Genomic DNA, 16207 nt, shown 5'->3' on the forward strand with positions numbered 1-16207 from the left:
ATGGAACCAACAACACCAACACCCGCTGCCCCTGGCCATCCCGTCATCTTTCTCGGTGCCGGACCGGGTGATCCGGAACTGATCACCCTGAAAGGACGCCGTCTGCTCGATACCGCCGACCTGGTGGTCTATGCCGGCAGCCTGGTCAATCCAGCCCTGCTCGATGGTATTCAAGCCAAGTGCCATGACAGCGCCGCCATGAACCTGGACAGCATCATGGACCTCCTTGCCCAGGGGTATCGGCAGGGGTTGCGGGTCATCCGCCTCCACACCGGCGATCCCTCCATCTACGGTGCGATCCGCGAGCAGATGCAGTGGCTGGATCAAGCCGCCATTCCCTACGAGGTGGTTCCGGGAGTCAGCTCTGCTTTTGCCGCCGCCGCGGCCCTGCGCAGAGAGCTGACCGTCCCCGAGGTCACCCAGACGGTTATTTTGACCCGTCAGGCCGGCCGCACCCCGGTGCCCGAACGAGAGTCCCTGCGGCACCTGGCCCGGATCCAGGCAACCATGTGTATCTTTCTCAGCGTAGCGATGATATCCCGGGTGGTCGATGATCTGCTCGCCGGCGGTTATGGCCCAGACACTCCGGTGGCGGTGGTGGAACGGGCCAGCTGGCCGGACGAACAGATCCTTCAAGGCACGCTCACCGATATTGCCGCCCGGGTCCAGGCCTCACGGATCAAAAAAACCGCGATGATCGTGGTGGGCCCTGCTCTGGCTGAAGACAGCCGCATCGCCTCCAAACTCTATGACGCCGGCTTTTCCCATGAGTACCGCTGATGACTGGTGAGGAGGCGCCCCAGCGAAATAGCTGTGCCGTGCTCGCCCTCAGCCGCGGCGGCTGTCAACTCGGTCGGCAACTGGCCCAGGCCCTGGGAGGAGATTTTTTTCCCTGCAAAGGGCGACTGACCACGGTCTTTGCCCAGGTCTGGTCCCAATATCAGCACATTGTCTGTATCATGGCCACCGGCATTGTGGTCCGCGCCATCGCCCCCCTGCTCAAGGATAAATACCGGGATCCGGCCCTGGTGGTCTGCGATGAACTGGGCCGATTCGCCATCTCGCTTCTTTCCGGCCACCTGGGCGGCGCCAATGCGCTGGCCCGGCGGGTCGCCGAGGCAAGCGGAGGTCAGGCGGTTCTCACCACCGCCTCCGATGTCCTGGGGCACACCGCCCTTGATCTCTGGTGTCGGGATCTGCACCTCATCCCGGCCGAGTCAACCAGCCTGACCCGAGTCATGGCCCGATTGGTGGATCAAGGTTCCATCGCCCTCTGGAGCCGCTATCCCCTGCCCCCGTTGCCCCATGATATCATGGTTGTAGAGGAGCGGGCGGCCGCCGACCTGATCTTCGATGCCCGGACCGCCGCTCCTTCCCGGGCGACCCTGCTCCACCCCCGGGCTTTGGTGTTCGGCATTGGCTGTAATCGAGGGACCCCGGCCGCGGCCATTGCCGCCGCGGTGGGCGCAACCTGCCGGACGCATCATCTGGCCCCGCAGGCCATAGCCCGCCTGGCCTCCATCGATCTGAAAAAAGACGAACAGGGACTGTGCGCCTATGCCCGGCAGGCAGGATTGCTCATAGATTTTTTTACCAGCGATGAACTCAATCGGGTCGAGGGGCTTGCAAGTTCGGCGGCAGTTCTCCGGGCCACCGGCGCCAAAGGGGTGGCGGAACCGGCGGCACTGCTCAGCGCCGGCGCGGACAGCACCCTGGTGGTCGATAAGATGAAATGGACGGATGTGACCACCGCGGTGGCGGAGATCCGCCGTCCATGGGGAAAGCCGACCAAGGGGAATGAAGAGGCCTGTGGCCCATGAACGATGCCGGCTCCTCCCGACCCAAACCCACGGATACTACAACAGGAAGACAACAGACATGACAACGTCACAGGACAGAACAAGAGGATCCCTGACGGTAACCGGCCTCGGCCCCGGCGCACTCGACCTCATGGCCCCCCGGGCCAGGCAGGCCCTGGCGGAGGCGGATATCGTCGTTGGCTACCGCACCTATCTCGACCTGGTTCGCGACTGCCTCAACCCGGCCAGCGAGGTAATCTCCTCGTCCATGATGCAGGAGATCGATCGCTGCCGCAAGGCCCTGGAACTGGCGGCAAGCGGTCGCACCGTGGTGCTGGTCTGCGGCGGTGATCCAGGCATCTACGCCATGGCCGGCCTGGTCTTCGAACTGGCCCGATCCGTGGACACCACGGTACCGATCGACATCATCCCCGGCATTGCCGCCCTCAATGCCTGTGCCGCCATCCTCGGTGCCCCATTGATGCACGATTTTGCCGCCATCAGCCTCTCCGATCTGATGACCCCCTGGGAACTGATCGAACGCCGCATTGAGGCAGTGGCCCCGGCGGATTTCGTGGTGGTGATCTACAACCCGAAATCGAAAAAAAGAACCAGCCAGATCGTGCGTACTCGCGAGATCATGCTCCAGCACCGCTCCCCCGAGACCCCGGTCGGCATCGTCAGCGGAGCCACCCGCGAACACGAAACCGTGCGTCTGACCACCTTGGGGTCGATGCTGGACGAGGCAATCGGCATGCAGACCACGGTCATCATCGGCAACAGCCAGACCTTTGTCTGGCGGGACCGGATGATCACCCCCAGAGGATACAGTAAAAAATACGGCCTGTAAGGCCCCCGGGCAGAAAACATCCAGGTGCCGCCAAATATGGGTCTTTCGGCGACCGATAGCCACAAATTTCAGGCCTGAGCAGGCTCCTCCTGCTCCTCCGGGACGACGCTGTCCCGGGATGCAGCGTGATCCCCGTCGGCCAGGCGCTCAAATTGCCCGTCCTCCTGTTCTCGCTCCCGCAGGTACATTTCGGCAAGGGATAAAAACGCGGTGACAATCAGTGGGCCATAGATAATGCCCAGAATGCCGAACAGACTCATGCCGCCCAGGATGGCCAGCAGGACGAGCAGGGTATGCATCTGGGCCCTGTCACCGATAAATTTCGGTTTGGCCAGGTACTCCACCAGCAAGGTGAGCAGGCCGTACAAAACCAGGGTGCCCACCGCCGCGCCCACCGATCCATTGACAAGAAGAATGATCGCGGTGGGTAACAGGACCAGACCGATGCCGAAGATGGGCAGAAAAGCCAGGATGCCCATGACCGCCCCCCAGAGGACAGGGGCCTTGAAGCCAAGCAGCGCAAAAAAGATCCCCCCGACCGTCCCCTGGAACAGACCGCTCAAGCCGTTGCCAACCAGGATGACGCCCGCCAGTTCCACGAACTTGCGCACCAGCAACCTGTTCTCCACCTCAGGCAGAGGGGAAATCCTGGTGAGGAAATCAATGAGCAGGTCAATCTCCTTGAGCAGAAAAAAGATGACGATAATCAACAGACAGAACTGAAACACGAAACTGACAAGATTGGTTGCCCAGGCCGAAACCTGATTATAGATGAACAACCCCGCGGTTCGGCTCAGGTCAGAAACAAGAAGCATCACATTGGCCGGTTCAAACGAGATGCCGAAACCGGCAAGGAATGCCTGCCCTTGAACGATCAGGGGGTTGTTGGGCAGCGCCTGTTGCAATTTGAACAGGGCATTGCTGTCGCGAACCAGTTGATACAGCCCTGCCGCCTCGGAGGAAAGAGCGGCGATGAAGAACACAAAGGGCACAAAAACAATCAGGACGATCATCAAACAGGTGAGCAGCGAGGCCACCCAGGGATAGAGCCATCTGCCGAGCCAAGTGTAAACGGGACGAAAAATGCCCGCCAGCAGAAAGGCGAGAACAAGAAACTGCCAGAAGGGCCACAACACCAATCCCAACATAAGGGCGGAAAAGACAAAGACCAGGGCCAGAAATCGTGTCCGGGTGATATGTTCGGAATTTTGCCTTTGCTTGGGTGCGATTGAATCAGCGGGATGCATGGTGGCGTGAGAATCTCCTCAGGTTAGCCTGAATCCGTGAGCGTCCGCTCACCGATCCAGGTGAAAAAAAGATATTGACAGTATCCTGGCAATGCAATACAAAGGAGCCCAAGTTGCATCCTGGTCAGGCAGATTGACAAGCCCTGCCGGCCTCCTCTTAACCAACCTACTGACAAAAAAAAATGGACGAAGGACCGAGTACAATCCCTCACCCCTCCTCAAAAAAGGGGAAACAGACCAGCCGGACACGCACGGCGTGGACGGAGGTCATCGCAGTATCCGCACACCTTTCCTGATCTAAGGGCTGTCGGACTCGTGGCCCGTCCATTGCGGACGGGTGCCGGCAAGGAGACGAGTCATGAAAAAGCCCTACATTTTCCAAGCCGTTCAAAAATTTCTTACTGAAAACAGAGAGCCGGAAACCCGGGAGTATTGCCGTTCGCTCCACCCGGAAGACCTGGCCGCCCTGTTGCCCGATTTAACCACGGAAGAACAGCTCCGGCTCCTGGAGATCATCGGCCACGATGCCGCCGCTGATATTCTCAGCCGGAGCACCGCCGATGACCAGGATCGAATTGCCGCCATGCTGCCGGACAGCGATCTGGCGGCCATTATCACCGCCATGCCCTCGGATGACCGGGTTGACCTGTTCAAACGCCTGCCCGAGGAACGGGGTGAAAAACTGCTGGGCCTCATGGCCCGGACCGAACGGGAAGATATCCGCAAGCTCGGGTCCTACAAGGAAGGGACCGCCGGCAGCATCATGTCTTCTGATTATGCGACTCTCACCCCGGAATTGACCGTCCAGCAGGCCCTGGAAAAACTCCGTCTGGAAGCTCCGGACAAGGAAACCATTTACTCCGTCTACATCATCGATAGCCAGCGCCGCCTACAGGGTGTTGTTTCGCTGCGCAATCTGATAACCAGCCGCTCCGGCGCCCTGGTCAAGGACATCATGCTCACCAACCCGATTTTTGCAAGAGCGGACGATGATCAGGAAGAAGTGGCCACCAAACTGAACAGGTATGACCTGCTGGCCATCCCGGTGATCAACGGCAATGAGGCCCTGGCCGGCATCGTCACCTTTGACGATATCCACGACGTCATGATCGAGGAGACCACCGAGGACTTTCATCGCATGGGTGGTCTTGCCCACAAAGCCTCTCCCGACCTGGCCAACATCAACATGCTCGATGCCGGCTGGTGGCTGCTGATCAGTAAACGATTGCCGTGGCTGCTTCTCCTGGTGTTCATGAATATTTTCTCCGGCGCCGGTATTGCCCATTTCGAGGGCACTATCGAGGCCGCCGTGGCCCTGGTCTTTTTCCTGCCCCTGCTCATTGACAGCGGCGGCAACGCCGGCAGCCAGGCGGCCACCCTGATGGTGCGCGCCCTGGCCACCGGCAAGGCACAGCTGAAAGACTGGTTCGCCCTGCTGCGCAAGGAAATATTTATTTCCGCTACCCTTGGCCTGGTCATGGGCCTGGCGGTTTCCGCTATCGGTATTTTTCGCGGCGGACCGGAGATTGCGGTGGTGGTGGCCTTGACCATGGTGTGCACCGTGCTGTTTGGCAGCCTGGTGGGCATGTCCCTGCCCTTTATCCTCAGCAAGCTCAAAATGGACCCGGCAACGGCCAGCGCGCCCTTGATTACCTCCATTGCCGATATCGGTGGGGTTCTTATCTACTTCTCCATCGCCACCTATGTGCTGCGCGACATGATCGCCCTTGCCGGTTGAACCCGGGCAGCTCCCAGGCAAGGCAGATTTTTTCCGCCCACGGTATATTCTACTCCAGCATGCGGCTGCACAGGGACGTCGGTCAGGACGACGTCCCTGTGCTCCCTTTCCCCTCCTCGGCCCGCGGTGCTTCACGATGCTCCAGGGGCAGTTCAACGATGAAGACGGTTCCAGGCCCGAAGGTTTCACCCGGTTGAAACCCCATGGGCAGGTACTGCGGCGGTGGGGGACTGTGGGCGGTAATCCGACCGCCATGTTCCCTGATGATCCCAAAAGAGACCGAAAGGCCCAGCCCGGTCCCCTTGCCCACCTCCTTGGTCGTGAAAAAGGGATCGAAAATTTTACTCAGGTGTTCTCTTGCCACCCCCTTGCCGGTATCAGTGAAGCTGATCTCCACCTTTTGCCCCTTGTCGCCCAATCTTGACTGCACATAAATGAGACCATCCTGGCCAATGGCATCGGCGGCGTTATTGAGCAGATTCAGCCAGACCTGCTTCAGTCGTTCCCGGTCCCCGGTCAATGTGGGGACATGCTCGGCCAGGGCATGGAGGATACGAATGCGGTTGAGGAAGAAGACATGTTCAACCAGTTTGATGACTTCCTGCAGCGAGGTATTGACGTCCACGGCCTCGCTGACGGAATGGGAATGCCGGGAAAAGCCCAGCAGATCGGCAACAATCTTCCGGCACACCTTGGTCTGCTTTTCAACGATTTTCAGATCCGCCAGGAGTTCTTCATCCTTGATATCATCCATCAACAGCTGAGTGTAGCCGAGAATGATGCCCAGCGGCGTATTGATTTCATGGGCAACCCCGCCGGCCAGGCGGCCCAGATCCTCCATTTTCTGTGACTGGATCAGCTGCTCCTGAAACTTCTTGAGCACGGAAATATCCCTGGCCGTCAACAGCAGACCCATGATGCCGCCATCCTGATCCTGTACCGGCACCTTGACCACATGGAACCATCGCTGTCCTTCGGGACGCTTGAAGGTGATCTCCTTGGTCAAAGGTTGCCTGGTGATCAGGATCTGTCGGTCTTCATGATAATTGAGATCCGCCTGTCGTCGAGAAAAGATATCGAAATCGGTCTTGCCGACTATGTCCTCTTCACTGAGATCGAAATAATCACAGAAGGCCTTGCTGGCAAACCTGTACACCAGGTCCTTATCCTGCAGGGTGATAAAATCCGGAGTGACATTCATAATGGTCTTGAGCAAACCCTGCTGCCTGGCAATGGTTTTCTCCCGCTCGGTCAACTCTTCGATGTGTTTTTTCACCGTAATGGCCATGGCATCAAAGGCCTCGGCCAGATCCTGAATTTCATCACCGAAATTATGCTTGAAAACCAGGCACTGCCGACAGCTTTCCATCTTGTGCGGATAGCTCTTCCCGTGGCAATCAGGGCAAAGTGTTCCGGCCAGGTACCAGCAGCGCCGCCGGGTATCGCCATAAGCGGGACATTGGGCCTGATCGCAGTTCATGATCTCCCAGCAATTCTTTTCCAGGGAAAATCCGGCATGGACATCGAGATTACCCTTGACGATTTCTTCCGCTGACTGCCTGAGCCGGTTGAGGCGCAAGGTCACGGTCCGGGCAAACCAGAGGGAGAGCAGGATGCCCAGCCCCACCACCCCCGCCGTGCTCAACAGGCTGGTCAGACGCTGGCGGTTGATCTGGGCGTCCATGGCACTTCTCGACAAACCCAGCCTGACGATACCGAGTTTATTTTCCCCCAGGATGATCCTGCCCCGGAAATCATAGACCAGGCCGTGTTCGGTGGCCAGGAGGATCGGTTGAAGCGTGTCCTCGTCGAGATTGACCGCCAGCAGATCCGTGGGGAATCCACCGGAAAAAGTATGGGAGACAATATTACCGCTGGCATCGGTGAGAAATATATAGAGCACATCAGCATACTGGGTGTGGACATTATCGATGAGGTTTTTCATCTGCAGAAAATCCACCGCCAGGATGGGTTCGGCCAGACGGAAAGCCAGCCCCGAAGTCAGAGCCATGCCCCGCTTCCGTCCTTCCTCGAGCAGCGCCTCTGACGACATGGCAGAGAGCATCAGGCCAAGCCCCAGGCCGGTGAAGATCAGCATGAAGGTCATCCCCAGGGTGATCTTGGTGCTGAATTTCAGCCCACGAAAAAATCTCGAGATCAAATTATTCAAGGTCCAACCCCACTTTGTCACTGAGATCCCGGATCAGGTCGAAGTCCCGATCATCCGAGGGCATAAAACCTATGAACCTTGCCGCGGCAAGAATTTCCCGATGCCGGGGATTGCCAGCATAGTCGAGCCTGAGCATGGCGTCCCGGATGGCTTCCACCACCTCCCTGGGCAGCCGGGGGCTATGGGCGTACACCCATCCCGGATACCAGGCGGAATAATCGATCACCCTGATCTGATCGATATCGATTTTGTCCGCCACCACGGCCAGGGAGCCTTCACGAATAGAGCCGATATCATGGAGGCCGGCATACACCCCCAGGATCACGTTTTCCTGTCGCCCACCGGCAAAAACCACTTCGCTGAAATCATCAAGCTGCAGGCCATGGGCAATAAAATGGCCGAGGGGAAACAGATACCCACCAGCGGAAGAGGGGTCAACGGCAACCCAGGACCGTCCCCGGGAGTCGGCAATGGTCTGGATTTCCTTGTTATCCCGACGAGCGATAATCTGGCTGCGGAACTCAGCCCTTCCGTCTTCCTCGATTATTCTCGCCATGGCCCTGGCACCGAAACGGTTGGCCAGCTTGACATAGACAAAAGGGTTGGAAAAGGAGATATCGATCTTGCCCTGGCCGAACATGTTGATGTGATCATCAAAGGTGTCCGGAAACACCTGACGAATGGACAAACCGGTCTCTTCGGCAAGATACGCCACCAGGCGATGATGGCGTTGAAAAGACTCTGTATGGGAGTACTGGGGGAGATAGGCATAGGTGATGGCCGGAACCTGGGGCCGGAAAAAAATCTCCTCGCGTTTGTCCAGGGACACCTTGATGGCCTCCTCGCCTTCCCCGCAGGAGAAGAGCAACAAGGCGGTTACAAGCAGAAAAAAAGAATGAAATCGTCCGGTCATGGGGATGTCGTGTTCTCTACCAATGTACTCATGATGAAAAATATCCTGCTAGACAGGTATAATCAGCCGTGATCGATTTTGCTTGCGAAACCCGGGAGAACCGGCACGGGGCACGAAAGGAAACGGAGGCCAAGACTCCTCCCGCAACCGAAAAGAAGCACGCGGTCAGCGGTTTGCAGACAACAGCCGAGGTGACCGCCGCTCACCCGTAGCCGAGATTTTCCAGTTCTCTCTCGCCGAAACCAAGGAAATGGGCAATTTCATGGACCACCGTGATCTCGATTTCATCCATCAGCTCTTCATGACTCCCGCAAAACGCTTCCAGAGGTTCCTGGAAGATATAGATGACATCGGGATATAACGGGGGGTCAGCCGGGCTCCGTTCGGTCAGCGGTACTCCCCAATAGAGGCCGAACAACGGCTCACCGCCCCCTCCCAGATCCGCAAGCAGCTCGGGATCGGGCCGCGGCTGCACCGTGATGACAACATTGTCCAGATGCCGGCGGATCTCCCAGGGAATACGGGCGATGGCCTGTTCAACGAGACGATCAAAGGCCTTGGTGGTGAGTCTGGGACGATTGTCTGTCATTGCAATACGTTGGCGGCCCGGCTTGCTTGCGGTGAAATGTTCCTGAACTTGTCCTGAATCCGTGAGCGTTCGTCCGTGCGTCAGCTTCGTTGTTCATAACCTTTCGATTAAAGTATATTTTATCGGACGGTTACGGGCAATGAAGATGGCGTGCGGACGGAAGCCCCGCAGGGCGGCTGGTGCAAGGTATTTTCAAGGGATCAGCTGCAATTATAATGTTATTGCAAAAAGATATATCCAACACAAGCGTCCAGCCGTCACGGATTCAGGATGTTGTCTTTCCCCTGCTGGTTCGGGTATAATGGCGGTTGTAATCCCTGCTCTGTTGAACCGGGCCTTTCTCCTCGCGGGCCGGCCCGCGGAGACAGGCCGGGCGGATCAACAGGCGACCATCACCAACGACTACCGGAGGTACCATGGAATTCAACGAGGTTCTGACAACCCGCAGAAGCATCCGTTCTTTTACCGACCAGGATATTCCCGCGGATACGATCACCGCGATTCTCGAGGCGGCCATGACCGCGCCTTCCGCCGGCAATCAACAGCCATGGCGATTTATAATCATTCGGGACCGGCAGATGCTGACAGCCGTCCCCACGGTACACCCCTATGCGGGGATGACAGCAAAAGCCCCGGTCGCCATTCTGGTCTGTGGCGCCCCCACGGGTTTGAAATGGCCGACTTTCTGGCCTCAGGACTGCAGTGCCGCCACCCAGAACATCCTCCTGGCCGCCCGCAACCTCGACCTGGGATCGGTCTGGGTGGGCATCTACCCGGAAGAAGAGCGGATGAAGGGTTTTCGCCGCCTTTTTTCCATTCCCGAGGAAATCGTTCCCTTTGCCCTCATTCCCCTCGGTTGGCCCAAGGAGGGCTTCACGAGCGTTGACCGCTTCAATCCGGCACTGATCAGAGAAGAACGCTGGTAAAGCAGCTTGCTCTTGCTCATGCTCATGCTCTTGCTCATGCTCATGCTCATGCTGCTGGCGGCTGGTCCGTCCGGTCCTCATCCTTTTTTTCCGGCTCGTGGTCATAGAGTTGTTTTGCCGCCAGCAGCAGCAGGAACATGGTGACCACCGGAGCGATCGTCGGCCCCGCCGCCAGCAGACCGGCCAGAGTCGGATTGTGCGGCTGGTACATGGGGGCGAGATAGCGCAGGCCCACGTAGGCGGCTATCGCCAGCAGGGCACTGACCCACCAGGGCCTGCGTTTCTGTTTTGCCGATCCTTCAGCCACGAATCCGCTTCCTCCTTCCCGCTGCTGCAGTGCCGATGATGCAACCCAGCCTGTCGCCGGCACGAACCTTGTTGCCGTCAGCCCTCTGGCAGTGCCGAATTGACCCTGCTCGATGCCAGGACCACTCCAGTCTCATTCCCCTGAATCCGTCTCCCTGAGCAGAGAGCGCCAACGGAAAAATATCTCTTCATTGAATGCGCGCTCTTCCTTCTCGGTCAGCACCCGGTCCTCGGTCTGCATTCCGCAAGGGTCTGCAATGGAGCCAAGCGTCAGGCTCACCCCGGTGTGCATCCAGGCATGACCGAAGGGCAAGATGCGCAACCCGGCAAGAAGCCCTGTTGCCTCCACCTGCGGCAGGGCCATATCGAGAATAAAGAAATCCTTGCCGCTGATAATGTCCAGGGCGAGAAACCCGCCGGCCGGTATCAATTCCCTGATCCAGAAAAGCGAAAAACGGGCTTGCACCATCCCGGCCAGCAACCGCTGTTCATCGCTTTCCGCTGGAAACCGTTTACGATTGAACATCTGTCGAACCAGGCTGATCCCCCGGGGCCGATACATATAGAGCAGATAATCCTGAAAAACCTCCATTTCCAGCTCATGGCCGAACTGAATACCCGGCCGGCCGCCCTGGCTGCTGATCATCCGCAATCGTTTGCCGCAGGCTTTGATGGCATCCTTGCCGGCCAGTTTGCTGATCGCGCCGTGGAGCACCGGCATCAGCGGCATGACCCGTTTGTATTCCGCCACCAGGGCTTCGAGGTCCTCGGGAAGGGTCTGTTGCCCGCTATCCGCTCCGTTTATCATGTGTCCATCCTGCTCGTGGCCATGGTCCTCATGCAACATCCTGGTCATGATTGCAGCACCTTGTGCAGGGCCATCCCCAGGCTCTCCAGGGTGTAGGGTTTTCTGACATAGGCGCCGACCCCTGACCGCAGGGCCTCCTCGACCCGTTCATTTTCGGCAAACCCGCTGGCAATCACCGCCTTCTGCCCGGGATGGAGAGCGCAGACCTCTTTATAGGTGTCAAGTCCGTCCATGCCCGGGTCCATAATCATGTCCAGGACAAGAACATCAACGGATCGTTCGCGCAGCCAGGCCACCGCCTCTTCACCGCTGGCGACCGATGCCACCTGATAGCCAAGATGTTCGAGCATGCCGGTGGCAATCTCACGTTGCTCCCGGACATCATCCACCACGAGAACACGCTCCTGGTTACCCTGATACAGGGCTATCGGCTGCGGGCCGTCACCCTGGACCGGTTCATCCCTGGTAATCGGCAGATAGAGTTCCATGGCTGTCCCGCCGCCCACAACGCTGTGGATATCAATGGAGCCCTGGTGGTCCTGAACAATGCCCCAGACCACGGTCATACCCAGTCCGGTCCCGCTCCTCCCCATAACCTTTTTGGTATAAAAAGGCTCGAAAATCCTTTTGAGGTCGGCGGCGCTGATACCCGGCCCCTGGTCGCGCACTTCGAGCACGACATACTCCCCGGGGGCGACCTGTTCGTATCCACTGACGGGACGATCGAGGTACCGGTTGGAGGTCCGGATCAGGACCCTGCCTCCATCGGGTTGCGATTCCACGGCGTTGGAGACGAGATTCATCAGGGCCTTGCGCAGATGCGCAGCGGAGCCTTTGACATCGAGCAGCTCAGGATCGAGGTCGCTGTCCATGACCGTATTGGTATACTGCTGCCGGAGTTGTTCGTGTTCTGGAGAAGCGAGATAGTCCCGCACCAGTTGATTGAGATTGAGCACTTCCATGCTGGTCACACCACGCCTGGCCATGGCCAGCAGATCCTGAACGATGGCCGCCGCCCTTTGACCGGAATCACGGATGGTGACCAGGGATTTACGATAGGGACTTTCCTTGGGAAGCTGCAGCAGGAGCAGGTCCGGATAGCTGACGATCCCGGAGAGGACATTGTTCAGGTCATGGGCAACCCCCCCGGCCAGCAGCCCAAGGGCCTCCATTTTCCGCGATTGGGCGAGCTTCTCTTCAAGTTGCTGTTTATGCTTCGCCATTTCCTGACGTTCATATATCTCCCGCCGCAGTTGTTCATTGCTGGCGCGGAGATCGGCAGTCCGGGCCTCGACCATGTCCTCCAGGCGGGCATTGAGGCGCTCCAGGCTACGATTGGACTCGGCAAGACTCGACGCATAGGCCTCCTTGGCCTCGATAGCCTCGTTCAGGGCAATATGCTGCTCCCGCAGACGCATGGACATATCATTGAAAGCCGCCGCGATCTGGCCGATTTCATCGCTGGTGGTCAGGTCCACCCGTTCCCCGAAGTGCCCCTGCCGCACCTGATGAATGGCGGCCCGGAGCAGGGAGGCGGGACGAATGACCGACCGGTACAGCTGAACGTTGAGGAGGAACAGCATGGTGCCCAGCATACAGATAAACAAACCGACGAAAAAAAACCTGGTGGCGAAAACCTCCCGCTCCAATGCTTTCAGATCGTAGCGAATATGGAGATAACCGATTTTCTCGCCGATGACCTGAATCAGGGCCAGGTAGTCGAGATAGTTCTGACCATCTGACCTGCTCTGCCGCAGAACAGGACCGTACTCCACTTCTGCTCGCAGATCCTGGGCAAGAAATTGTTCGCCTGCTCCGGCAACGGGAAGCACAGGTTCCCCCTGGAGGGTATAGGCAACGACCCTGGCAACGCCCCGCACCTGTTCCATGGCGGCCAGCGTGTGTGCCAATGCAAGCTGCTGGCCGGCGAAAATCTCATTGGCAAGCTCGTTGCGATTCTGCTGATACAAGGTGTCCACAAGGACATGGATATCCTCATAGCGAGCATTACGCCGGTTTTCTTCAAAAAAATACAACAAGGATCCAAGGACCAGGACAAGAACCACCCCGGTAATGAGAATGGCGATATTTATTTTCAAGCGGAGTGTCTTCTGCATCATCCCCGAATCCGCCCCGGAAATATCCCCTCGGTCCGTCCCATGCCTTGCGTCGTTCTCATCGCCCCATGACCTCGACCAGGGCCGTATTGTCTGGGGTGAAGGTGAGCATGAACGTCTCTTTTGCTATGGGGTCGCCGGTAGCATCAAAGGTTATGGTGCCGGTGGCACCCTGGAAATCAGCTGTGGCGGCAAGAGTCCGGCGGATGGCTTCCCGGTCCAGCTCCCCGGCCCGGCGGGCGGCATCCGCAAAGAGCAGGATCGCGTCATAGGTCAACGGGATCAGGTTCATTTGGATCTCCTGGCCGAACCTCTGCCGGTACAGCCGCTGCAAAACCCGATTTTCCCCGGACGGGACATCCGGGTGATAATGGGCCATGTAATAGGCCCCCACCACGGCCTCGCCGCCATACCGTCGCATCGGCTCCCCCCAACCATCTCCGCCCAGAAAGACGGAACGGATCCCCATCTGCACCGCCTGGAGCATGAGCAGGCCACTGTCCCGGTGATAACCGGGAATGAACACCACATCCGGCCGCAGTTCCCTGAGCGGTTCGAGGAGCGCGGTGAAATCGGCATCACTCCCCTTGTACCCTCCCCGCCGGATCACCTTTCCCCCGGCCGCTTCGAAGGATGTGCTGAAGGTGTCGGCCAGGGTCAAGGAATAGGCCTCATTGATATTGGTCAAAACGATCGCGGTGCGGGCAGAGAGTCTGGTACGGGCAAAGCGGGCCACCAGGAGGCCTTGCAGGTCATCGGTGATACAGACCCGGAAGATACAGTCACCGATCCGGGTAATTTCCGGTTGGGTGGCGATGGGGGTGATCATGGGAATGCGGGCTCCTTGCAGTACAGGGGCCGCGGCCAGGGCATGGGAGCTTCTGAAAGGACCAATCACCCCCAGGACCCCGGCCTGAACCGCCTGCTCCGCGGCCTGCTTGGCACCCAGCGGTGTGCTCTGATTATCGAAAAAAAGGATCTCCAGCGGATGGCCGAGAATCCCGCCGGCACGGTTGATCTCCTCCATCGCCAGTTGGGCGGCCTGCATGGCGGGAAGTTCCGCTTCCATGGCTATCCCGGTTTGTGCCAGCACCAGGGCAAGGCGCACCGGCCGCGGCTCCTGGGACTGGAGCGAAGCAATGCCGGCAAGGGGACAGCACAGAGCCAACACAAAAAAAACAAGTACCCACGATGATACCAATCCTGCCTGCATACTGTTTTTCTCCAATACCTGAATCCGTGACAACTGGACTCGTGCTGTGGACATATCTTGCTGTGCTCATTTATAAGTACAGCAGAATCCTTGGCAATACCTTTCACCCGCCGCCCTTCGGGGCGTCCGCTCACGGATTCAGGCAATACCCACCTGCTGGTGCTGGTGGCTCAGCGTTCCGCCCGTTCCGGCGCCTCGATCTCCGGGGGCACCCAGGTGAAGAAGGTGCTGGTTTGGCCGACAATCTCCATGATAACAGCACCTTTGATGGGATCGCCATGCTCGTTGAAATGGAGTTCGCCGGTGATGCCGGGAAATCCTCTGGTCTCGGCCAGGGCCCTTCTCAACTCGCCCCGATCCGTGGTTCCGGCCCGCTCCAGCGCGTCGGCAAGTAAATACACGGCGTCAAAGGCCAGGGCCGTGGCCGAACGCCACCCAACCGGCCAGGTTTCGTCCAGGAAGGCACGACCGGTCGCAAGGATCTCGCGGGCAGCTGCTGGAGTCACCTTCTCGTGCCAGTGATCGCAGTGATAGCCCCGTGCCGAGCCGGTACCCCCTCTGTCGATGAAATTGCCCGCCGTCCAGCCGTCGCCGCCGAGAAAGGGGCCGGGCAGGCCGGCGGCCAGGGCCTCGGCAATGATGGCAGCGCTCTCATCGTATCCGGGAATGAACACCACATCGGCCTGAATCCCGCGGGCACTGGCCATCGTTTCCCTGAAACCGTCCTGGGCGCGCTTGTAATCGACCTCGAGCAGCACCTCGCCGCCAAGACGTGCAAAGGTGGTCCGAAAGGCCTGGGCCAGGCTGATACTGTACTCGCTGCTCACATCCCGAAAGATGACCGCGGTTGTGGCGCCCAGTTCTCCCGCGGCAAAACGAGCCATGACCCGGCCCTGAAAATCATCGGTGTAACAGACCCTGAACACATAGGCACGCGATCTGGTGACCTCCGGGTGGGTTGAAATATTGGTCACCATGGGGATCCTCTGCTCCTCGGCCACCTGGGCCACGGCCATGGAATGAGAACTCCAGGAGGATCCGACAATGGCGGTGACCCCCAGTCGCGCGGCCTCATCCGCAGCGACCTTGGCGCCAATCGGGGTGGAGCGGTTGTCGATCTCCACCAGTTGGATCGGCCGGCCCAGGACTCCCCCCTTGTTGTTCAACTCCTGGACCGCCAGGCGCGCCCCGGCAAGGGACGCAGCGTTACCCGCGGCCGCCGGCCCGCTCTGGGCATAGATCGCCGCGATGGTAATGGCATCCTCCCCCGCCAGCGCCTGACCGGGAAAATGAAGCCCGACAAGACAACCCAGCAAAATGATCAGCAAACTGTACCGTCGACGCATGTTCCCCTCCCTGGATCATGGATCCCGAATACAACTTTATCATGACCTAAATCCGTGACGAACGGACACTTATTTTTGATATATCATGCTGTTATCACCATACACTGGCAACGAAATCCTTGAAAATCACCCTCACCTGCCGCCCTTCGGGGCATCTGTCCGCACGCTATCCTCATTGCCCGTAC

At 58.7% G+C, this 16207-nt stretch carries 14 protein-coding genes; 5 read left to right on the forward strand and 9 right to left on the reverse strand.

The genetic code is table 11. From position 1 onward, the window contains the following. The 3 genes from cobM to cobJ are packed head-to-tail and all read left to right on the forward strand — an operon-like array spanning position 1 to position 2649. Positions 1 to 780, forward strand: coding sequence for a precorrin-4 C(11)-methyltransferase (gene cobM / locus JWG43_RS08225; RefSeq protein WP_205242427.1), 780 nt, complete (start codon positions 1 to 3; stop codon positions 778 to 780). Continuing rightward, positions 780 to 1820 (forward strand): cobalt-precorrin 5A hydrolase, encoded by a 1041-nt coding sequence (locus JWG43_RS08230; RefSeq protein WP_205242428.1) that lies wholly within the window; start codon positions 780 to 782, stop codon positions 1818 to 1820. The genes cobM and JWG43_RS08230 overlap by 1 nt, the downstream gene beginning before the upstream one ends. 58 nt (positions 1821 to 1878) lie before the next feature. Then, positions 1879 to 2649, forward strand: a complete 771-nt coding sequence (cobJ, locus tag JWG43_RS08235) for a precorrin-3B C(17)-methyltransferase (RefSeq protein ID WP_205242429.1) — start codon at positions 1879 to 1881, stop codon at positions 2647 to 2649. 68 nt (positions 2650 to 2717) lie between these two features. On the opposite strand, the gene JWG43_RS08240 is transcribed toward cobJ, so the two are convergent. Next, positions 2718 to 3896, reverse strand: a complete 1179-nt coding sequence (locus JWG43_RS08240; protein ID WP_205242430.1) for an AI-2E family transporter — start codon at positions 3894 to 3896, stop codon at positions 2718 to 2720. 358 nt (positions 3897 to 4254) lie between these two features. On the opposite strand from JWG43_RS08240, the gene mgtE reads away from it, so the two are divergent. Then, entirely contained in the window at positions 4255 to 5634 is a 1380-nt protein-coding gene (mgtE, locus tag JWG43_RS08245; RefSeq protein ID WP_205242431.1) for a magnesium transporter, read from the forward strand. A gap of 82 nt (positions 5635 to 5716) precedes the next feature. Here mgtE and JWG43_RS08250 read toward each other — a convergent pair whose 3' ends face one another. From JWG43_RS08250 to JWG43_RS08260, 3 genes are all read right to left on the reverse strand, one after another. Continuing rightward, the gene (locus tag JWG43_RS08250) at positions 5717 to 7804 is read right to left on the reverse strand and encodes an ATP-binding protein (RefSeq protein WP_205242432.1); all 2088 of its coding nucleotides are present in this window, start codon (positions 7802 to 7804) and stop codon (positions 5717 to 5719) included. After that, positions 7797 to 8717: a phosphate/phosphite/phosphonate ABC transporter substrate-binding protein gene (locus JWG43_RS08255; protein ID WP_205242433.1), complete on the reverse strand. Its 921-nt coding sequence runs from the start codon at positions 8715 to 8717 to the stop codon at positions 7797 to 7799. Before JWG43_RS08255 ends, JWG43_RS08250 begins: the two co-directional genes overlap by 8 nt. Positions 8718 to 8919: 202 nt before the next feature. Beyond that, a complete protein-coding gene (locus JWG43_RS08260; protein WP_205242434.1) occupies positions 8920 to 9306 on the reverse strand; it encodes a metallopeptidase family protein in 387 nt (128 codons plus the stop codon). A gap of 416 nt (positions 9307 to 9722) precedes the next feature. On the opposite strand from JWG43_RS08260, the gene JWG43_RS08265 reads away from it, so the two are divergent. Beyond that, positions 9723 to 10232 carry a nitroreductase family protein gene (locus JWG43_RS08265; RefSeq protein WP_205242435.1) on the forward strand — a complete coding sequence of 170 codons (510 nt, stop codon included), beginning with the start codon at positions 9723 to 9725 and terminating at the stop codon, positions 10230 to 10232. Between the two features lie 46 nt (positions 10233 to 10278). Here JWG43_RS08265 and JWG43_RS08270 read toward each other — a convergent pair whose 3' ends face one another. From JWG43_RS08270 to JWG43_RS08290, 5 genes are all read right to left on the reverse strand, one after another. Next, positions 10279 to 10539 carry a hypothetical protein gene (locus JWG43_RS08270; protein ID WP_205242436.1) on the reverse strand — a complete coding sequence of 87 codons (261 nt, stop codon included), beginning with the start codon at positions 10537 to 10539 and terminating at the stop codon, positions 10279 to 10281. Positions 10540 to 10671: 132 nt separating this feature from the next. Further along, positions 10672 to 11394 (reverse strand): DUF7986 domain-containing protein, encoded by a 723-nt coding sequence (locus JWG43_RS08275; protein WP_240193472.1) that lies wholly within the window; start codon positions 11392 to 11394, stop codon positions 10672 to 10674. Next, positions 11391 to 13466, reverse strand: a complete 2076-nt coding sequence (locus tag JWG43_RS08280) for a hybrid sensor histidine kinase/response regulator (RefSeq protein WP_205242437.1) — start codon at positions 13464 to 13466, stop codon at positions 11391 to 11393. Before JWG43_RS08280 ends, JWG43_RS08275 begins: the two co-directional genes overlap by 4 nt. 55 nt (positions 13467 to 13521) lie before the next feature. Beyond that, a complete protein-coding gene (locus JWG43_RS08285; protein ID WP_205242438.1) occupies positions 13522 to 14730 on the reverse strand; it encodes an ABC transporter substrate-binding protein in 1209 nt (402 codons plus the stop codon). Positions 14731 to 14846: 116 nt separating this feature from the next. After that, positions 14847 to 16022: an ABC transporter substrate-binding protein gene (locus tag JWG43_RS08290; protein ID WP_205242439.1), complete on the reverse strand. Its 1176-nt coding sequence runs from the start codon at positions 16020 to 16022 to the stop codon at positions 14847 to 14849. Positions 16023 to 16207: the final 185 nt, after the last annotated feature.

It is taken from the genome of Desulfobulbus alkaliphilus (genome assembly GCF_016918545.1).
Lineage (GTDB): Bacteria > Desulfobacterota > Desulfobulbia > Desulfobulbales > Desulfobulbaceae > Desulfobulbus > Desulfobulbus alkaliphilus.

What these genes read in the sequence shown, in the direction of transcription:
- cobM (WP_205242427.1), top strand. Translation starts at nt 1, where the DNA reads ATGGAACCAACAACACCAACACCCGCTGCCCCTGGCCATCCCGTCATC.
- JWG43_RS08230 (WP_205242428.1), top strand. Translation starts at nt 780, where the DNA reads ATGACTGGTGAGGAGGCGCCCCAGCGAAATAGCTGTGCCGTGCTCGCC.
- cobJ (WP_205242429.1), top strand. Translation starts at nt 1,879, where the DNA reads ATGACAACGTCACAGGACAGAACAAGAGGATCCCTGACGGTAACCGGC.
- JWG43_RS08240 (WP_205242430.1), bottom strand. Translation starts at nt 3,896, where the DNA reads ATGCATCCCGCTGATTCAATCGCACCCAAGCAAAGGCAAAATTCCGAA.
- mgtE (WP_205242431.1), top strand. Translation starts at nt 4,255, where the DNA reads ATGAAAAAGCCCTACATTTTCCAAGCCGTTCAAAAATTTCTTACTGAA.
- JWG43_RS08255 (WP_205242433.1), bottom strand. Translation starts at nt 8,717, where the DNA reads ATGACCGGACGATTTCATTCTTTTTTTCTGCTTGTAACCGCCTTGTTG.
- JWG43_RS08260 (WP_205242434.1), bottom strand. Translation starts at nt 9,306, where the DNA reads ATGACAGACAATCGTCCCAGACTCACCACCAAGGCCTTTGATCGTCTC.
- JWG43_RS08265 (WP_205242435.1), top strand. Translation starts at nt 9,723, where the DNA reads ATGGAATTCAACGAGGTTCTGACAACCCGCAGAAGCATCCGTTCTTTT.
- JWG43_RS08275 (WP_240193472.1), bottom strand. Translation starts at nt 11,394, where the DNA reads ATGACCAGGATGTTGCATGAGGACCATGGCCACGAGCAGGATGGACAC.
- JWG43_RS08280 (WP_205242437.1), bottom strand. Translation starts at nt 13,466, where the DNA reads ATGATGCAGAAGACACTCCGCTTGAAAATAAATATCGCCATTCTCATT.
- JWG43_RS08285 (WP_205242438.1), bottom strand. Translation starts at nt 14,730, where the DNA reads ATGTCCACAGCACGAGTCCAGTTGTCACGGATTCAGGTATTGGAGAAA.
- JWG43_RS08290 (WP_205242439.1), bottom strand. Translation starts at nt 16,022, where the DNA reads ATGCGTCGACGGTACAGTTTGCTGATCATTTTGCTGGGTTGTCTTGTC.